The sequence below is a fragment of the Streptomyces sp. NPDC090119 genome (genome assembly GCF_044747085.1).
Taxonomy (GTDB): Bacteria; Actinomycetota; Actinomycetes; order Streptomycetales; family Streptomycetaceae; genus Streptomyces.
In genome coordinates, this window is record NZ_JBIVDK010000005.1 from 366,298 (window position 1) to 381,192 (window position 14,895).

Sequence of the window (14,895 nt, forward strand, 5' to 3'; positions counted from 1 at the left end):
CCGGCCGGGCCGCGGTCCTGGTGGCCCGCTCAGTCGCCCGGCAGTGGACGCGCGTGCGGGGTGACATGCGCGGAGGGACTGGCCCGGACGATGGTGATCAGCCGGTCGGTGAGCTGCAACTCGCCGACGGCCGGGTCGTCGTAGCCGAGCACCCGGTGGCCGCGTACGACGCTGACCACGAGGTCCGCCGCCTCGCGCGGGCTGCGGCCCACCTCGGCTCGGACCACCGGGCGGTCCACGATGTCCAGGCCGCTGCCCTGCTGGATCAGGTCCTCCATCACCATGCCCGCGGCGGGGCTGAGCACGGACAGGCCGAGCAGCCGGCCCGCCGCTCCGGAGCTGGTGATGACCGCGTCGGCGCCGGACTGCTTGAGCAGCGGGGCGTTCTCCTCCTCACGGACGGCGGCCACGATCTTGGCACCCCGGTTGAGCTGGCGTGCCGTCAGCGCGACCAGCACGGCGGTGTCGTCGCGCTGCGGGGCGATGATGATCTGCCGTGCCTTGTGCACCTCCGCGCGCCGCAGCACCTCGCTGCGGGTCGCGTCGCCGGTGACGCCCGCGTAGCCCTCGGCGGTGGCCGCCTCGATCGCCTTGGAACTGGGGTCGACCACGACGACCTGTTCCTTCTTCAGCCCGGTCGCGCAGACGGTCTGAATCGCCGAGCGCCCCTTCGTGCCGAAGCCGATGACCACGGTGTGGTCGCGCAAGGTGGACCTCCAGCGATTGAGACGCCATTCCTCACGGGTGCGTTCGGTGAGGACCTCCAGCGTGGTGCCGACCAGGATGATCAGGAAGAGCACGCGCAGCGGGGTGACGACGAGGATGTTGACGAGCCGGGCACTGTCGCTGACCGGCGTGATGTCGCCGTACCCGGTGGTGGAGAGGGTGACCGTGGCGTAGTAGAACGCGTCGAGCAGGTCGACGGGGCCGTCGGAGTTGTCGCGGTAGCCGCTGCGGTCGGCGTAGACGACGAACGCGGTCGCCACCAGCACCAGCAGCGCCATGACCAGGCGTTTGGTGACCTGGCGTATGGGGCGTTCCACCGCCTTCCTCGGGAGCTTCACCCGAGAGGGCACCAGATGTTCGTCGGCCTGGCGGGCTATGGCGTCATGGCCCGGAAGTTTCACGTGAAACACACCCCGATTCCGGCCGTGGTCCACGGCAGGTCCAGCAGTTCCGTTCCGGCGCCCTGCGTCGCGCCGCCCGGCGGGACGACGGCCAGCGCGTCGGCGGTGGCGATCCCGCGCAGCATGGCGGGACCGCTGTAGTGCAGCGGTACGGCCCGCTCCCCGCGCAGCACCACGGGGACGAGCCGGGTGTCGTGCGCGTGTCCCCGCACCGCTTCCCCGAGCGGCGTCCGGTACGGCTCGGGCTCCGGGTGGGCGGCCAGCGCCCGCAGCAGGGGCTCGGCGAGCGTGATCAGTCCGGAGACGGCCGCGAGCGGGTTGCCGGGCAGCCCGACGAGGTGCTGGTCCGCCTTGGTACGGGCCAGCAGCATCGGGTGGCCGGGGCGCACCGCGACGCCGTCGACCAGGAGTTCGGCGCCGATCCGGTTCAGCGTGGGGTGGACATGGTCGACGGGTCCGGCGGCGGTGCCCCCGGTGGTGACGATCAGGTCGGCGCGGGAAGTGGTGATCGCCTTGCGCAGCGCCTTGGCGTCGTCACCGAGCCTGCGGACGGCGATGACCTCGGCGCCCAGCGCGCGCAGCCAGGGCGCCAGCATGGGGCCGAGCGCGTCCCGGATCAGCCCGTCGTGCGGCAGCCCCTCGGTGAGGAGTTCATCGCCGAGGACGAGGACCTCGGCGCGCGGGCGGGGGACGACGGTGACGGTGTCGTACCCGGCCGCGGCGGCGAGGCCCAGCACGGACGGGGTGATCAGGGTGCCGGTGGGCAGCAACTGGTCTCCGCGACGGCACTCCTGGCCGCGCGGGCGGATGTCCTGGCCGTGGCTCATCTCGCCCAGGGCGTGCAGCCGGTCCTGGGGGCCGGTGCGGCCGTGCTCGCTGCGCAGGACGGCGGTGACGCCGGTGGGGACGCGGGCGCCGGTGGCGATCCGGACCGCCTCGCCGTCGGTGAGCGGCTCGGGAGGTGCGTGCCCGGCGAGCACACCGCCGTCGCGGAGCTGCCAGGGCCCGGGTCCGGCGACGGCCCAGCCGTCCATCGCGGAGGTGTCGAAGGAGGGCAGGTCACTGAGCGCGTCCAGGGGCGCGGCGAGGACCAGCCCGAGGGCGTCGCCGAGCGCGACGGAGACGACGGGGCGCCGCGCGGCCCGGCGAGCGGCCCGCGCGGCGATCTCGCGGGCCCGGGGCCAGGAGGTGGCGCCCTCGTGGCCGTGCGGGTGCGGGTGTTCGGGGTGCCCGGTCGCGTCGGCCCGGTTGTTCTGGTCGGCCTCGGGCGCGCGGACGAGTGCCAGGGCTTCTTCTACGTCGAGATCGTCGCCGTTCCCGGCGTGCGGCCCGGTGTGGGTGCCGGAGGCGGTCATCCGGCGTCCGGGGCGGACCCGCCTTCGCTGTGCTCGGCCTCCCAGCGGATGGCCAGGTCGGCGACCTTGGCGGACGCCTCGGCGATGGACTCGGCGTCGCCCTTGCCCTGGGCGGCGGCGTAGCCGATGAGGAAGGTGGTGAGCGGGGCGGCGGGGCGGGCCACGCCGTGGGCGACATCGCGCGCGGCGTCGAGGAGGACGCGGGTGTCGACGTCGAGCTCGATGCCCAGCTCGTTCTTGACTGCGGTGATCCATTCGTTCAGCACGTGCCCATGCTCCCTGATCCGCGCCCTGGCGTGGGCGATGTCCTCCCAGGTGTCGCAGTCGAAGGAGGCCAGCGGGTCCGTGAGCCGGGTCAGGCGCAGGGCGGCGGTCAGCCGACGCAGGGGCAGACCGGTCAGACCGCCGTGCGCAGTGTGCTCGGTGTGCTCGGTGTGCTCGGCGGCGAGGTCGGCGAGGGCGTCGCGCAGGGAGGTGGTGCGGTAGGCGGCCACGAGCGGCTGGTCGCGGCCGTCGTCGTCGGTGAGCATCGCCCCGTCGGCATCGCCGTCCCGCAGGGCGGCCAGCAGCCGGTGCACGGTGTCCGCGCCGAGGAACGGCAGGTCGGCGGAGAGCACCACCGCGTACTCGGCGGTGCTGAGCCGCAGCCCCGCGTCGAGAGCCGCGACGGGTCCGGCGCCCGGCGGCTCCTCCCGCGCCCACCGCACCGGCCGGACGGTGGCGCGGGGGTCGGCCACCACGACGGTGGCGGCGGCGTCGGCGCAGGCGTCCAGCACCCGGTCGAGCAGCGCCCGGCCGCCGACCTGGACACCGGGCTTGTCGGCCCCGCCGAGCCGACGCGCACCGCCTCCGGCCAGCACGACGGCGTCGTACGGCACGCCGGTCGCCGGTGCGGGCGCGCTGGACTCGGGGGATGCGGCCGGAGGAGGGCCGGCCGGGGCGTTGTCGGTCACCCTTCGAGTATGGCCGGTGCTGCCTCCGGGACGGGCGCCGCCGCCTCCCGGGCCGCCGCGCGGGAAGCGGCCCGGAACCCGTCTCACACCGTGCGCAGCAGTACCGCCGGCTGTTCCACGCAGTCCGCCACGTACCTGAGGAAGCCGCCCGCCGTGCCGCCGTCGCAGACCCGGTGGTCGAAGGTGAGCGAGAGCTGCACGACCTGGCGTACGGCCAACTCGCCCTCGTGCACCCATGGCTTGGGGACGATGCGGCCGACGCCGAGCATGGCGGCCTCGGGGTGGTTGATGATCGGGGTGGAGCCGTCGACGCCGAAGACGCCGTAGTTGTTCAGCGTGAAGGTGCCGCCGGTGAGTTCCGCCGGTGTCAGCCGTCCGGCGCGGGCGGCCTCGGTGAGCCGGGCGAACTCGGCGGTCAGCGACTCGGCGTCCCGCGTGTGGGCGTCCCGGACGACCGGCACGACCAGCCCGCGTTCGGTCTGCGCGGCGAACCCCAGGTGCACACCCGGCAGTTGGACGACCTCACGGGCCTCGGTGTCGACGGAGGAGTTCAGCTCCGGGAACCGGGCGAGCGCGGCGGCACAGATGCGGGCGAGCAGCGCGACCAGGGAAATCTTCGGGCCCCCGGCGGCGTTCATCGCGGCCCGCGCGCGCAGGAGTTCGGTCGCGTCGGCGTCGACCCAGCAGGTGGCGTCCGGGATCTCCCGGCGACTGCGGCTCAGCTTCTCGGCGACGGCGCCGCGCAGACCCTTGAGGGGGATGCGGGTGCCTTCGGGGCGGGCGGTGGGCGGGGCGGCGGAGATCTCGGCGGGCGCCGTAGCCGCGGTGGACGGTGTGGCTGCGGTGGACGGTGTGGCTGCGGTGGCTGCGGTGGGCGCTGTGGCTTCGGCGCGGAGGGCCGCCTCGACGTCCGCGCGCAGGATGAGGCCGTCCGGGCCGGTGCCACGCAGTGCGTGCAGGTCCACGCCGTTGTCCCGGGCGAGCTTGCGGACCAGGGGGGAGATGACGGGGACGGGGCCCAGGGGGGCGGGGGGCTCCGGTGCGACCGGCACCGGGGCGGGGGCCGGTGCCGCCGGTGCGGCGCCGTTGGCCACGGTGAGCTGGGCGCGCACCCGGCGTCGGCGACGGGCGGGGGCCTGGGTGCCGTAGCCGACGAGGACGTTGCCGGAGCCCTCGGCCTCGGTCTCGGCGGCGGTGCCGACCGGGTCCGGGGAGCCGACCGCGACGGTGATCAGCGGTGCGCCCACCGGCAGTTCGGTGCCCTCCTCGCCGAAGCGGGCGGTGACCACACCGCCGTAGGGGCAGGGCACCTCCACCATCGCCTTGGCCGTCTCGACCTCGACGACCGGCTGGTCGATGGCGACCACGTCACCGACGGCCACCAGCCAGCGCACGATCTCCGCCTCGGTGAGCCCCTCACCGAGGTCGGGCAGCTTGAACTCCAGTACCTGTGCCATCAGTTCTCCGCCTCCCACTGGAGACGGGCCACCGCGTCCAGCACGCGGTCGACACCGGGCAGATGGTGCCGCTCCAGCATCGGCGGCGGGTAGGGCAGGTCGAACCCGGCCACGCGCAGCACCGGTGCCTCCAGATGGTGGAAGCAGCGCTCGGTGATCCTTGCCGCGATCTCGCCGCCCGGCCCGCCGAACCCGGTGGACTCGTGCACGACGACCGCGCGTCCGGTGCGCCGGACGGAGGCGCAGACCGTCTCGTCGTCGAAGGGCACCAGCGAGCGCAGGTCGACGACCTCCAGGTCCCAGCCCTCCGCGCGGGCGGCCTCAGCCGCCTCCATGCACACCGGCAGGGAGGGGCCGTAGGTGATGAGGGTGGCGCTGCTGCCGGGGCGGCGGATCACCGCGCGCCCGATGGGCTCGACCTCGGTGGGGTGGTCGGCGTTCCAGGAGTCCTTGGACCAGTACAGCCGCTTGGGCTCCATGAAGACGACCGGGTCGTCGGAGGCGATGGCCTGCCGCAGCAGCCCGTACGCGTCGGCGACGGTGGCCGGGGTGACGACATGCAGGCCGGGGGTGGCCATGTAGTACGCCTCGGAGGAGTCGCTGTGGTGCTCGACGCCGCCGATGCCGCCGCCGTAGGGGACGCGGACCGTGATGGGCAGGGGCATGCGGCCCCGCGTGCGGTTGCGCATCCGGGAGACATGGCTGACGAGCTGTTCGAACGCCGGGTAGGCGAACGCGTCGAACTGCATCTCCACCACCGGCCTCAGGCCGTACATGGCCATGCCGACGGCGGCGCCGAGGATGCCCGCCTCGGCCAGCGGGGTGTCCGTGCAGCGGTCCTCGCCGAACTCGGCGGCGAGTCCGTCGGTGACCCGGAAGACCCCGCCGAGGGTGCCGACGTCCTCGCCCATGACATGGACGGACGGGTCGGCGGCCATCGCGTCGCGCATCGCGCGGGTGAGGGCCTGCGCCATGGTGGCGGGCTTGACGGCGACGGTGGTCATCGCGGGTCGCCTTCCTGGTCGTCCTGCTCGGCGGCCAGCTCGGTCTCGAGCAGCGCGCGCTGTTCGCGGAGCTGCGGGGTGGGCTCGGCGTACACGTGGTCGAAGAGGTCCATCGGGTCGAGCCGGGGGTCCTGGTTCATGCGTTCGCGCAGGTCGGCGGCCATCGCCTCGGCGTCCTGCCGGACCTCTTCGATGGCGGCCTCGTCGAGCAGCCCGCGCGCGGTCAGCTCCCGCTCCAGGAGCTGGACGGGGTCGTGCCGCCGCCAGGTCTCGACCTCGTCGTCCTCGCGGTAGCGGGTGGCGTCGTCGGCGTTGGTGTGGGCCTCCACGCGGTAGGTGACCGCCTCGACCAGGGTCGGGCCGCCGCCCGCGCGGGCGTGCCGTACCGCGTCGCTGAGCACCTCGTGCACGGCGGCCGCGTCATTGCCGTCGACCAGGCGGCCCGGCATGCCGTACCCGACCGCCTTGTGGGCGAGGGAGGGCGCGGCGGTCTGCTTCGCGAGCGGGACGGAGATGGCGAAGCCGTTGTTCTGCACGAGGAAGACGACCGGGGCCTGCCAGACGGCGGCGAAGTTCAGCGCCTCGTGGAAGTCGCCCTCGCTGGTGCCGCCGTCGCCGACCATGGCGAGCGCGACCACGTCGTCCCCCTTGAGGCGCGCGGCGTGCGCGAGGCCCACGGCGTGCGGGAGCTGGGTGGCCAGCGGGGTGCTGAGGGGGGCGACGCGGTGGGTGTGCGGGTCGTAGCCGGTGTGCCAGTCGCCGCGCAGCAGGGTGAGGGTCTCCACCGGGTCGACGCCCCGGGCGACGACGGCGAGGGTGTCGCGGTAGCTCGGGAAGAGCCAGTCGCGCTCCTCCAGGGCCAGGGCGGCGGCGACCTCGCACGCCTCCTGACCGGTGCTGGAGGGGTACACCGCGAGCCGGCCCTGCTTGGTGAGCGCGGTGGCCTGCGTGTTGTAGCGGCGGCCGCGGACCAGTTGGGCGTAGAGCCGCCGCAGCAGGTCCGGGTCCGTCTTGGCGGCCGTGTCGGTGCCGAGGACGCGATAGGGCTCGGCGTCGGGCAGCAGCGGCGCGGGGTCCGTACGGGGCTGCCAGGCGGGCGGCGGCGATGGCCGATACGCGCCCCGCTGCTCCATGACCGTCATGACGGCACCTCCTCGTGCGAGCGGCTACGAGAGGCGGGTCGGCTGTGACCCGTCTCACCTACCGATTGTTCGGTCGTCGGCGCATTTTGGCTACCGGCCCCCTCAGGCTGTGGACAAACGGTTTTGCACAGCCTGGAATGAATGCAGGACGTCCACGGCGATGAAGCGGGGGGACATGACACCTGAACAAATGGCCCAGGCGGTGGAGGCGAACGGCACACCCCCGCCGCGCCCGCTCGACGCCATAGATCAGGACATCCTCAAGATCCTCCAGGCGGACGGCCGGGCCTCCATACGCTCGGTCGCCGAGCGCGTCCACGTCTCCCGCGCCAACGCCTACGCCCGCATCAACCGGCTGGTCGAGGACGGGGTGATCCGGGGCTTCGGCGCCCGCGTCGACCACGAGCGGGCCGGGCACGGCACCTCGGCGTACATCACGCTGAACATCGTCCAGAACACCTGGCGCACGGTCCGCGAACAGCTGCGCCGCCTGCCCGGCGCATCCCACATGGCGCTGGTCGGCGGCGACTTCGACGTACTGCTGCTGGTGCACACGCCGGACAACAGGGCGCTGCGGGAGCTGGTGCTCACCCGGCTCCAGTCGATCCCCGAGGTGCTCGGCACCCGCACGCTGCTGGTGTTCGAGGAGGAGGACCTGGAACCGGACGCGTGACCGGCGTGCCCCGTCCACTCCCCGCGCCTACTCCTCGCGTAGCCCCCCGAAGACCAGCCGCACCACGGCGTCGGCCACCTCGCGCCCGCCCGCTCCGCCCGGCTCGGGCCGGTACCACTCCACCACCGAGTTGATCATTCCGAAGACCAGCCGGGTCGCCAGCCGGACCTCCACGTCCCCGCGCACGTCCCCGTCCGCGGCGGCCGCCCGCAGCAGCTCGGCCACCCGGTGGTCGAAGTCCCTGCGCCGTTCCAGCGCCCACCGCTCCGCCTCGGTGTTGCCCCGCACGCGCAGCAGCAGCGTCACATAGGGCAGCTCGGATATGAGCACCTCGACCATGCGCCGTACGACGTGCTCCAGCCGGTCCACCGGGCGCCCCACGCGCGCGTGCTCCTCGTCGAGGATGGCGAAGAGCCCGTCCAGCGCCCGGCTGACGGCGCGGCGCAGCAGTTCCTCCTTGCCGCTGACGTGGTGGTAGATCGAGGACTTGGAGATGCCCGCGGCTCTGGAGAGGTGCTCCATGGAGGTGCCGTCGTAGCCGCGCTCGTTGAACACCTCCACGGCGACCGAGAGCAGGGTCTCGGGGGTGTACGTGTCGCGCTTGGCGGTGGTCATGAGGTGCCCTCCCGCTTGTCGGTGGCGTACGCGTGGCGGTAGAGCGCGAGGGACGGCGCGTACCGGCCGGAGGGGTCGCGCAGATGGAGGTCGTCCAGCAGTCCGTAGGCCCAGCCGCGGCCGAGCCTGCGGCTCCACTCGAAGGGGCCCAGGGGGTAGTTGACGCCCAGGCGCATCGCGGTGTCGATGTCCGCCTCGGTGGCCACGCCCTTGGCCACGGCGTCGTGCGCGAGGTCGACGATCCGGGCCACCGTGCGGGCGACGATCATGCCGGGCACGTCACCGATGACGCTGACGTCCTTGCCGAGCGCCTGGAAGAGGCCGATGGCCTCGGCGAGGGTGCGCGCGGAGGTGTCCTGGGAGGCGGAGAGCGCGATCCGGGTGGCTGCCCGGTAGTCGAGGGCGAGGTCGAAGTAGACGACGTCCCGGAACTCCACGGCGGTCTGGCCGTCCGCGAGGACGAGCTGCCCGCCGCCGGGCAGGGCCAGCCGACTGCCCTGGTCCTCGCCCTCCTCGTGGACGGGGATGCCCGCCTCACGGATCAGCGGGAGCAGTCCGGCGGCCGGGCCGAGGTCGCCCTCGACGGTGACGTGCGCGGGCGGCTTCTCCTTCTCGGCGGTGTGCGGCTCGGGGCGCTCGGCGCCCTCGGCGTAGTCGAACCAGCCCTGCCCGCTCTTGCGGCCGAGCCGCCCGGACTCCACCAGGCGGCGCTGGGCGAGCGAGGGCGTGAACCGGACGTCCTGGAAGAAGGAGTTCCACACCGAGTGGGTGACGGATTCGTTGACGTCCTGCCCGATGAGGTCGGTCAGTTCGAAGGCGCCCATGCGGAACCCGCCGCACTCGCGCAGCACCGCGTCGATGGTGGCCGGGTCGGCGCCCTGGGTCTCCAGCACGGCGAACGCCTCGGCGTAGAAGGGCCGGGCGATGCGGTTGACGATGAAGCCGGGGGTGTCCGCGCAGGCCACCGGGGTCTTCCCCCAGGCGCGGGCGGTCTCGTACGCGCGCGTGACCGACGTGACGTCGGTGGCGTACCCGGAGACGACCTCCACCAGGGGCAGCAGCGGGGCCGGGTTGAAGAAGTGCAGGCCCAGGAAGCGGCCGGGGGAGGCCAGCGCGCCCCCGATGGCGGTCACCGACAGGGAGGAGGTGTTGGTGGCGAGCAGGCAGTCGGCGGAGACGATGTCCTCCAGCGCCCGGAACAGCTCCTGCTTGACGTCCAGCCGCTCCAGCACGGCTTCCACGACCAGCGCGCAGTCGGCCAGCTCGCCGAGGCGCTCGACAGGGGTGAGCCGGGCGCGCGCCGCGTCCCGTTCGTCCGCGCCGAGCCGGCCCTTGGCCACCAGCCGGTCGAGGCGGGCGCCGATGGCCTCGGCGGCCTCCCGCGCCCGTCCGGGCACCGTGTCATGGAGCCGCACGGGGTGGCCGGCGGCCAGCGCGACCTGGGCGATGCCCTGGCCCATGGTGCCGGTGCCGACCACGGCCACGGGGCTGCTGAGGTCGATAGCTGTCATGTGCGCGATCCTCCCGCACGACGTTGTCCACAGATGCGGCGGACCCCCTTGTCCCGACCGATCGTTCGGTTACTCTAGCCCTGACCGCCCGCAGCCCACCACCGTCCGGCGGCAGGCTTCGCTCACCGCGCCCGCCGCCACCCTTCCGTCTCTCCAAACGCCCAGGTCACGAGCTCGACGACGAGTTCACGCAGACGAGGAGTTGGTCCCGGATGACCGCCCGACCGACCGCACACGAGCTGATCGCCAAGCACCGGCCCACGCTCGATCAGGCCCTGGAAGCGATCCGCACCCGCGCGTACTGGTCCCCGCACCCCGAGCACCCCAAGGCGTACGGCGAGCACGGCAGCCTCGACGCGGGCGCGGGCAAGGCCGCCTTCGACGCGCTCCTCGGCACCCGTCTCGACCTGGACCAGCCCGGCACCGACGGCCTCGTGGGCGGCGAGGTCTCGCCGTACGGCATCGAGCTGGACGTGAGCTACCCGCACGCGGACCTCGACGTGCTGCTCCCCGCGATGCGCGCCGGGCAGGCCGCCTGGCGCGACGCGGGCGCGGAGACCCGCGCGGCGGTCTGTCTGGAGATCCTGAAGCGGATCAGCGACCGGACGCACGAGTTCGCGCACGCGGTCATGCACACCAGCGGTCAGGCGTTCATGATGGCGTTCCAGGCGGGCGGCCCGCACGCCCAGGACCGCGGCCTGGAGGCGGTGGCGTACGCGTACGCGGAGCAGACCCGCACGCCCGAGACGGCGGAGTGGAGCAAGCCGCAGGGCAAGCGCGACCCGCTCACGCTGACCAAGAGCTTCACGCCGGTGCCGCGCGGTATCGCCCTGATGATCGGCTGCAACACCTTCCCGACGTGGAACGGCTATCCGGGCCTGTTCGCCTCCCTGGCGACCGGCAACGCGGTCCTGGTCAAGCCGCACCCGCGCGCGGTGCTGCCGCTGGCGCTCACCGTCCAGGTCGCCCGCGAGGTGCTGGCCGAGGCCGGGTTCGTTCCCGACCTGGTGGCGCTGGCCGCCGAGCGGCCCGGTGAGGGCATCGCCAAGACCCTCGCCACCCGCCCCGAGATCCGGATCATCGACTACACCGGCTCCACGGAGTTCGGTGACTGGCTGGAGGCCAACGCCCGCCAGGCGCAGGTCTACACGGAGAAGGCCGGCGTCAACACGGTGATCGTGGAGTCCACCGACGACTACCCGGGCATGCTGGCCAACCTCGCGTTCTCGCTGTCCCTGTACAGCGGCCAGATGTGCACCACCCCGCAGAACCTGCTCATCCCGCGCGAGGGCATCAGCACGAACGAGGGCCACAAGTCCTTCGACGAGGTGACCACCGACCTCGCCCGCGCGGTCGACGGCCTCCTCGGGGACGACGCCCGCGCGAACGCCCTGCTCGGCGCCATCGTCAACCCGGACGTGAAGGCCCGGCTGGAGGCCGCCGCCGACCTCGGCGAAGTCGCCCTGGCCTCCCGCGAGATCACCAACCCGGACTTCCCGGACGCGATCGTGCGCACCCCGGTCATCGTGAAGCTGGACGGCACCAAGCCGGACGCCGAGGCCGCCTACCTCAGCGAGTGCTTCGGCCCGGTGTCCTTCGCCGTGGCCGTCGATTCCACCGCCGACGCCGTGGACCTGCTGCGGCGCACGATCCGCGAGCAGGGCGCGATGACGGTCGGCGCCCACACCGTCGACCCCGAGGTCGCGCGGGCCATCGAGGAGGTCTGCCTGGAGGAGCCCGCCCAGCTCTCCCTGAACCTCACCGGCGGGGTGTACGTCAACCAGACCGCCGCCTTCTCCGACTTCCACGGCTCGGGCGGCAACCCGGCGGCGAACGCGGCCCTCACCGACGGCGCGTACGTCGCGAACCGCTTCCGCGTGGTGGAGGTGCGCAAGGAGGCGTGAGCCTCAGGGCCTCAGGCGGCGCGTGGGCTCCAGTGGTACAGCGTCATGGCCACGCTGGTGGCCAGGTTGTAGCTGGAGACCTGCGGCCGCATGGGCAGCGCCAGCAGCCGGTCGGCACGGGCGCGCAGCGATGCCGAGAGCCCGCTGCGCTCCGAGCCGAACGCCAGCACAGCGTCGTCGGGCAGCTCGACCCGCCGGAGGTCGTCGCCCTCGGCGTCGAAGGCGAACAGCGGCCCGGCGGGCAGCTCCTCGACACCGAGCCGTTCCACGGCGGTGGCGAAGTGCAGCCCCGCCCCGCCCCGCACCACGGTGGGGTGCCAGGGGTCGAGGGTGCCGGTGGTGACGACCCCGGTCGCGCCGAAACCGGCGGCCAGCCGGATCACCGCGCCCGCGTTGCCGAGGTTGCGCGGCTCGTCCAGCACCACCACGGGCGCGGTGCGCGGGCGGTGGGCCAGCGTCTTGAGGTTGGCCTCGCGGGACGGCCGTACGGCGAGCGCGGCCACACCGGTCGGGTGCGGGCGGGGCACCAGGGAGGCGTAGACCGCCTGCGGCACCTCCGTCAGCAGCGCGTCCAGCGGGTCCCTGACGTCCCCGGCGAGTTCACCGGCGAGGGCGAGCGTGGCCGCGCGGTCGGTGGTGACCGCCACGGGCACCTCGGCCCCGAAACGCAGCGCGTGCTTGAGGGCGTGGAAACCGTCCAGCAGCACGACGTCCCCGGCGCGCTCGCGCCAGCGGTTCAGGGGGTCGGTCATGCCGTGAACCCTACGTGCCCCGCGTCAGCCTCCTCCGGGGCGCGGGGTGGCGGCACCTGGGCCGTCCCGCCGCCGCGCCGTATCAGCCGGACACGCGCGCGTGCCGCCCAGCCACCGAGTAGCAGCAGGAAGGCGGTGGGCAGGAAGACCGCGTCCGCCGTGATCATCGCCAGGGAGAAGAAGGGCAGTCCGAGGACGACGGCGATCACCGCGTGCTCGGTCATCATCAGCACCAGCAGGACGTTCTTCACACGCCGGTTGAACAGGGTGAAGGGGAAGGCGACCTGCACGATGACCGTCCCGTAGGTCGCGATCATCATGAGGACGCCGCTGGCGGACATCAGGTCGGCGAGGGCGGGCCAGGGGGAGAAGTAGTCCAGGTGGAGCGGGTAGTAGACGGCGGTGCCGTCCTGCCAGCGCGAGCCCTGGATCTTGTACCAGCCGGCCGTGGCGTAGATCAGGCACGCCTCCGCCATGATCACGACGAGCGCGGCGTTGTGCAGCACGTTCGCCAGCACGTCGAGCAGCAGCCGGGGCTGCGGCGACCGCACCCAGCGGCCCGCGGCCCACCACAGGCCGAGCCCGGCCCACGCCGTCCACAGCAGCGCGGGCACCAGCCAGTCGCCGGTGAAGCGGCCGGTCAGCACGGCCGTGACCAGCACCAGGCCGGACACCGCCCACAGCACCGGACCCACCCGGTCGGCGGGAACGCGCTCCGCACGCGCGCGCTCCGCACGCGCGCGTGCCGCCTCCGCGCGCCCCGCCCGGCGCGCGTCCAGCGACCACACCTGGCCGCAGCGGGTGAACACCAGGTAGAGGGACATCAGGTGCAGCACGTTGTCGCCGCCGTCCCCCATGAACACGCTGCGGTTCTGGAGCGACAGCACCCCCACCATGAACAGCACGGCGGCGGTCCGGGTGCGCCAGCCGACCAGCAGCGCGGCACTGGCCAGGACCGCCAGGAGGTAGCAGAGCTCGAACCACAGCTGCCCGTCGGACCACATCAGCGCCGTGAAGGCGTGGTTCTCGGCGATCAGCTGATGGGCCAGGTTCCAGCTCCAAGGACCGGCCGGACCGTACAGCTCCCGGCGGTGCGGGAACTCGCGCAGCAGGAACAGCAGCCAGGTCCCGGCGAACCCGATCCGGATCACGGCACTCTGGTACGGGCCGAGGGCCGAGCCGGTGACGCGTTCGACACCGCGGGCGAAGTCCTGGGAGAGCCGGTTCATCGCGCACCCGCCCCGGTCTCGTCACCGGTCACCGTCCACCAGGGCAGCACCCGGTAGGCGGGGGCGGTGGAGACCTTCTCCCGGCTCCACTCGGGCGGCGTCACGTTGACGGTGCGGGAGCGCACCTGCACGCGCTGGAGCGTCCCGGCGCGGCCGATCGCCTCGTCGCGCCCCAGGCGCAGCACCACGATCCGGCGCACGTACTGCTCGGAGAGCGCCCCGCGCACGCCCACGGGCCGGTTGTCCGTGCCGTGGGTGCTGCCGAGGAAGTCCCAGGCGCGGCGCAGTTCGTTCTGCTGGGTGTGACTGGGCAGCAGGTTGCCGTCGATGGCGGCGCCGTCCTGCGCGGACAGGTCGGTCCAGCCGGTGGTGCGCAGGTCACCGTCCTCGGTCCGGACCTGGGCGCGCACCTGTACGGCGATGTTCTGCTGCAGCGGGTTCGGCGCGAACAGCTTCCAGTTCTGCTCGAACTCCGGGTACACCCACGCCTCCACCGCCTTGCCGTGCCGCTTGGTCACGGTGTTCGCGGGCGCGAGGCTGAAGAACACCATGCCCAGGTGCACCGCGGCGACGGCCGCCACCACCGCGAGCGCGCCCCACGCCACGAGCCGGTAGCGGGGGGACAGCGCGGCCAGCCCGGCGCTCGGCGTCGGTTCCGGTGCGGGGTCGGCGGGGCGGGCTAGGTCAGCGGGGTCGGCGGCCACGGGCGCCTCACCTGGTCCGCCGCCTCCGGGCGCCCCATCCGGTCCGCCGCCTCCGGGCGGTCCGCCAGGGCCGTCGAGGGCCCCCGCGCGACGCGCCCCGGCCGACCCGTCCGGCCCGAGCGAGCCCTTCGAGTCCTCGTCGTACGCGTCCATCCCGCCCCGTCCCCCGCTTCCGCTCCGTCGACGACGCGCCCGTCACAGGCGCCCCCTGGTCCTCGGACGCCTTTGCTTCCGCTTGGCACCCGCACGGAACGGTACTCAGCCCCACCCGCCCGCGCAGCCCTGGGCCCGGCCCACGGCCCCCGGCCGCCGCGGAGGTTTTCCACAGGCGCCCCACGGCGTGGTCCCCACGCTGCCCCCGCGTCGGCCCCGCCTTGTCCACAGCGGTTGACACCCGACGACGCCCCGGCACACCATTGACACGCACGAACCGAACGATCGGTCGGGACGTGTTTCCGGCAGAGTCCTA

Annotated in this window: 13 protein-coding genes; 2 read left to right on the forward strand and 11 right to left on the reverse strand. The window is 73.5% G+C overall.

Annotated features, from left to right (window positions below; translation table 11 throughout):
* Positions 1-29: 29 nt before the first annotated feature.
* The 6 genes from ACIPPM_RS23250 to pdhA all read right to left on the reverse strand — a co-directional run bounded on the left by ACIPPM_RS23250 (position 30) and on the right by pdhA (position 7,038).
* Positions 30-1,127: a potassium channel family protein gene (locus tag ACIPPM_RS23250; protein WP_401450951.1), complete on the reverse strand. Its 1,098-nt coding sequence runs from the start codon at positions 1,125-1,127 to the stop codon at positions 30-32.
* A complete protein-coding gene (locus ACIPPM_RS23255) occupies positions 1,124-2,482 on the reverse strand; it encodes a molybdopterin molybdotransferase MoeA (RefSeq protein ID WP_401450954.1) in 1,359 nt (452 codons plus the stop codon). The genes ACIPPM_RS23250 and ACIPPM_RS23255 overlap by 4 nt, the downstream gene beginning before the upstream one ends.
* Positions 2,479-3,435, reverse strand: coding sequence for an NTP transferase domain-containing protein (locus ACIPPM_RS23260; RefSeq protein WP_401450957.1), 957 nt, complete (start codon positions 3,433-3,435; stop codon positions 2,479-2,481). Before ACIPPM_RS23260 ends, ACIPPM_RS23255 begins: the two co-directional genes overlap by 4 nt.
* An 83-nt stretch (positions 3,436-3,518) precedes the next feature.
* Entirely contained in the window at positions 3,519-4,892 is a 1,374-nt protein-coding gene (locus tag ACIPPM_RS23265) for a dihydrolipoamide acetyltransferase family protein (RefSeq protein ID WP_401450960.1), read from the reverse strand.
* A complete protein-coding gene (locus ACIPPM_RS23270; RefSeq protein WP_393594213.1) occupies positions 4,892-5,896 on the reverse strand; it encodes an alpha-ketoacid dehydrogenase subunit beta in 1,005 nt (334 codons plus the stop codon). The genes ACIPPM_RS23265 and ACIPPM_RS23270 overlap by 1 nt, the downstream gene beginning before the upstream one ends.
* Positions 5,893-7,038: a pyruvate dehydrogenase (acetyl-transferring) E1 component subunit alpha gene (gene pdhA, locus ACIPPM_RS23275; RefSeq protein ID WP_401450963.1), complete on the reverse strand. Its 1,146-nt coding sequence runs from the start codon at positions 7,036-7,038 to the stop codon at positions 5,893-5,895. The genes ACIPPM_RS23270 and pdhA overlap by 4 nt, the downstream gene beginning before the upstream one ends.
* A 175-nt stretch (positions 7,039-7,213) precedes the next feature.
* On the opposite strand from pdhA, the gene ACIPPM_RS23280 reads away from it, so the two are divergent.
* Positions 7,214-7,711 carry an Lrp/AsnC family transcriptional regulator gene (locus ACIPPM_RS23280; protein ID WP_401450966.1) on the forward strand — a complete coding sequence of 166 codons (498 nt, stop codon included), beginning with the start codon at positions 7,214-7,216 and terminating at the stop codon, positions 7,709-7,711.
* 27 nt (positions 7,712-7,738) lie between these two features.
* Here ACIPPM_RS23280 and ACIPPM_RS23285 read toward each other — a convergent pair whose 3' ends face one another.
* Both ACIPPM_RS23285 and ACIPPM_RS23290 read right to left on the reverse strand, forming a co-directional pair.
* Positions 7,739-8,326 (reverse strand): TetR/AcrR family transcriptional regulator, encoded by a 588-nt coding sequence (locus ACIPPM_RS23285; RefSeq protein WP_401450969.1) that lies wholly within the window; start codon positions 8,324-8,326, stop codon positions 7,739-7,741.
* Positions 8,323-9,837: a 3-hydroxyacyl-CoA dehydrogenase gene (locus tag ACIPPM_RS23290; protein WP_401450972.1), complete on the reverse strand. Its 1,515-nt coding sequence runs from the start codon at positions 9,835-9,837 to the stop codon at positions 8,323-8,325. The genes ACIPPM_RS23285 and ACIPPM_RS23290 overlap by 4 nt, the downstream gene beginning before the upstream one ends.
* A 212-nt stretch (positions 9,838-10,049) precedes the next feature.
* Between ACIPPM_RS23290 and paaN the strand changes: the two genes are divergently transcribed.
* The gene (gene paaN, locus ACIPPM_RS23295) at positions 10,050-11,741 is read left to right on the forward strand and encodes a phenylacetic acid degradation protein PaaN (protein ID WP_401450975.1); all 1,692 of its coding nucleotides are present in this window, start codon (positions 10,050-10,052) and stop codon (positions 11,739-11,741) included.
* A gap of 11 nt (positions 11,742-11,752) precedes the next feature.
* On the opposite strand, the gene ACIPPM_RS23300 is transcribed toward paaN, so the two are convergent.
* Genes ACIPPM_RS23300 through ACIPPM_RS23310 form a run of 3 tightly spaced genes read right to left on the reverse strand, consistent with a single transcriptional unit; the run spans position 11,753 to position 14,579 of the window.
* Positions 11,753-12,493, reverse strand: a complete 741-nt coding sequence (locus ACIPPM_RS23300) for a TrmH family RNA methyltransferase (RefSeq protein ID WP_401450978.1) — start codon at positions 12,491-12,493, stop codon at positions 11,753-11,755.
* Positions 12,490-13,722 (reverse strand): HTTM domain-containing protein, encoded by a 1,233-nt coding sequence (locus ACIPPM_RS23305; protein ID WP_401450981.1) that lies wholly within the window; start codon positions 13,720-13,722, stop codon positions 12,490-12,492. Before ACIPPM_RS23305 ends, ACIPPM_RS23300 begins: the two co-directional genes overlap by 4 nt.
* Entirely contained in the window at positions 13,719-14,579 is an 861-nt protein-coding gene (locus tag ACIPPM_RS23310; protein ID WP_401450984.1) for a DUF5819 family protein, read from the reverse strand. The genes ACIPPM_RS23305 and ACIPPM_RS23310 overlap by 4 nt, the downstream gene beginning before the upstream one ends.
* Between the last annotated feature and the right edge of the window lie 316 nt (positions 14,580-14,895).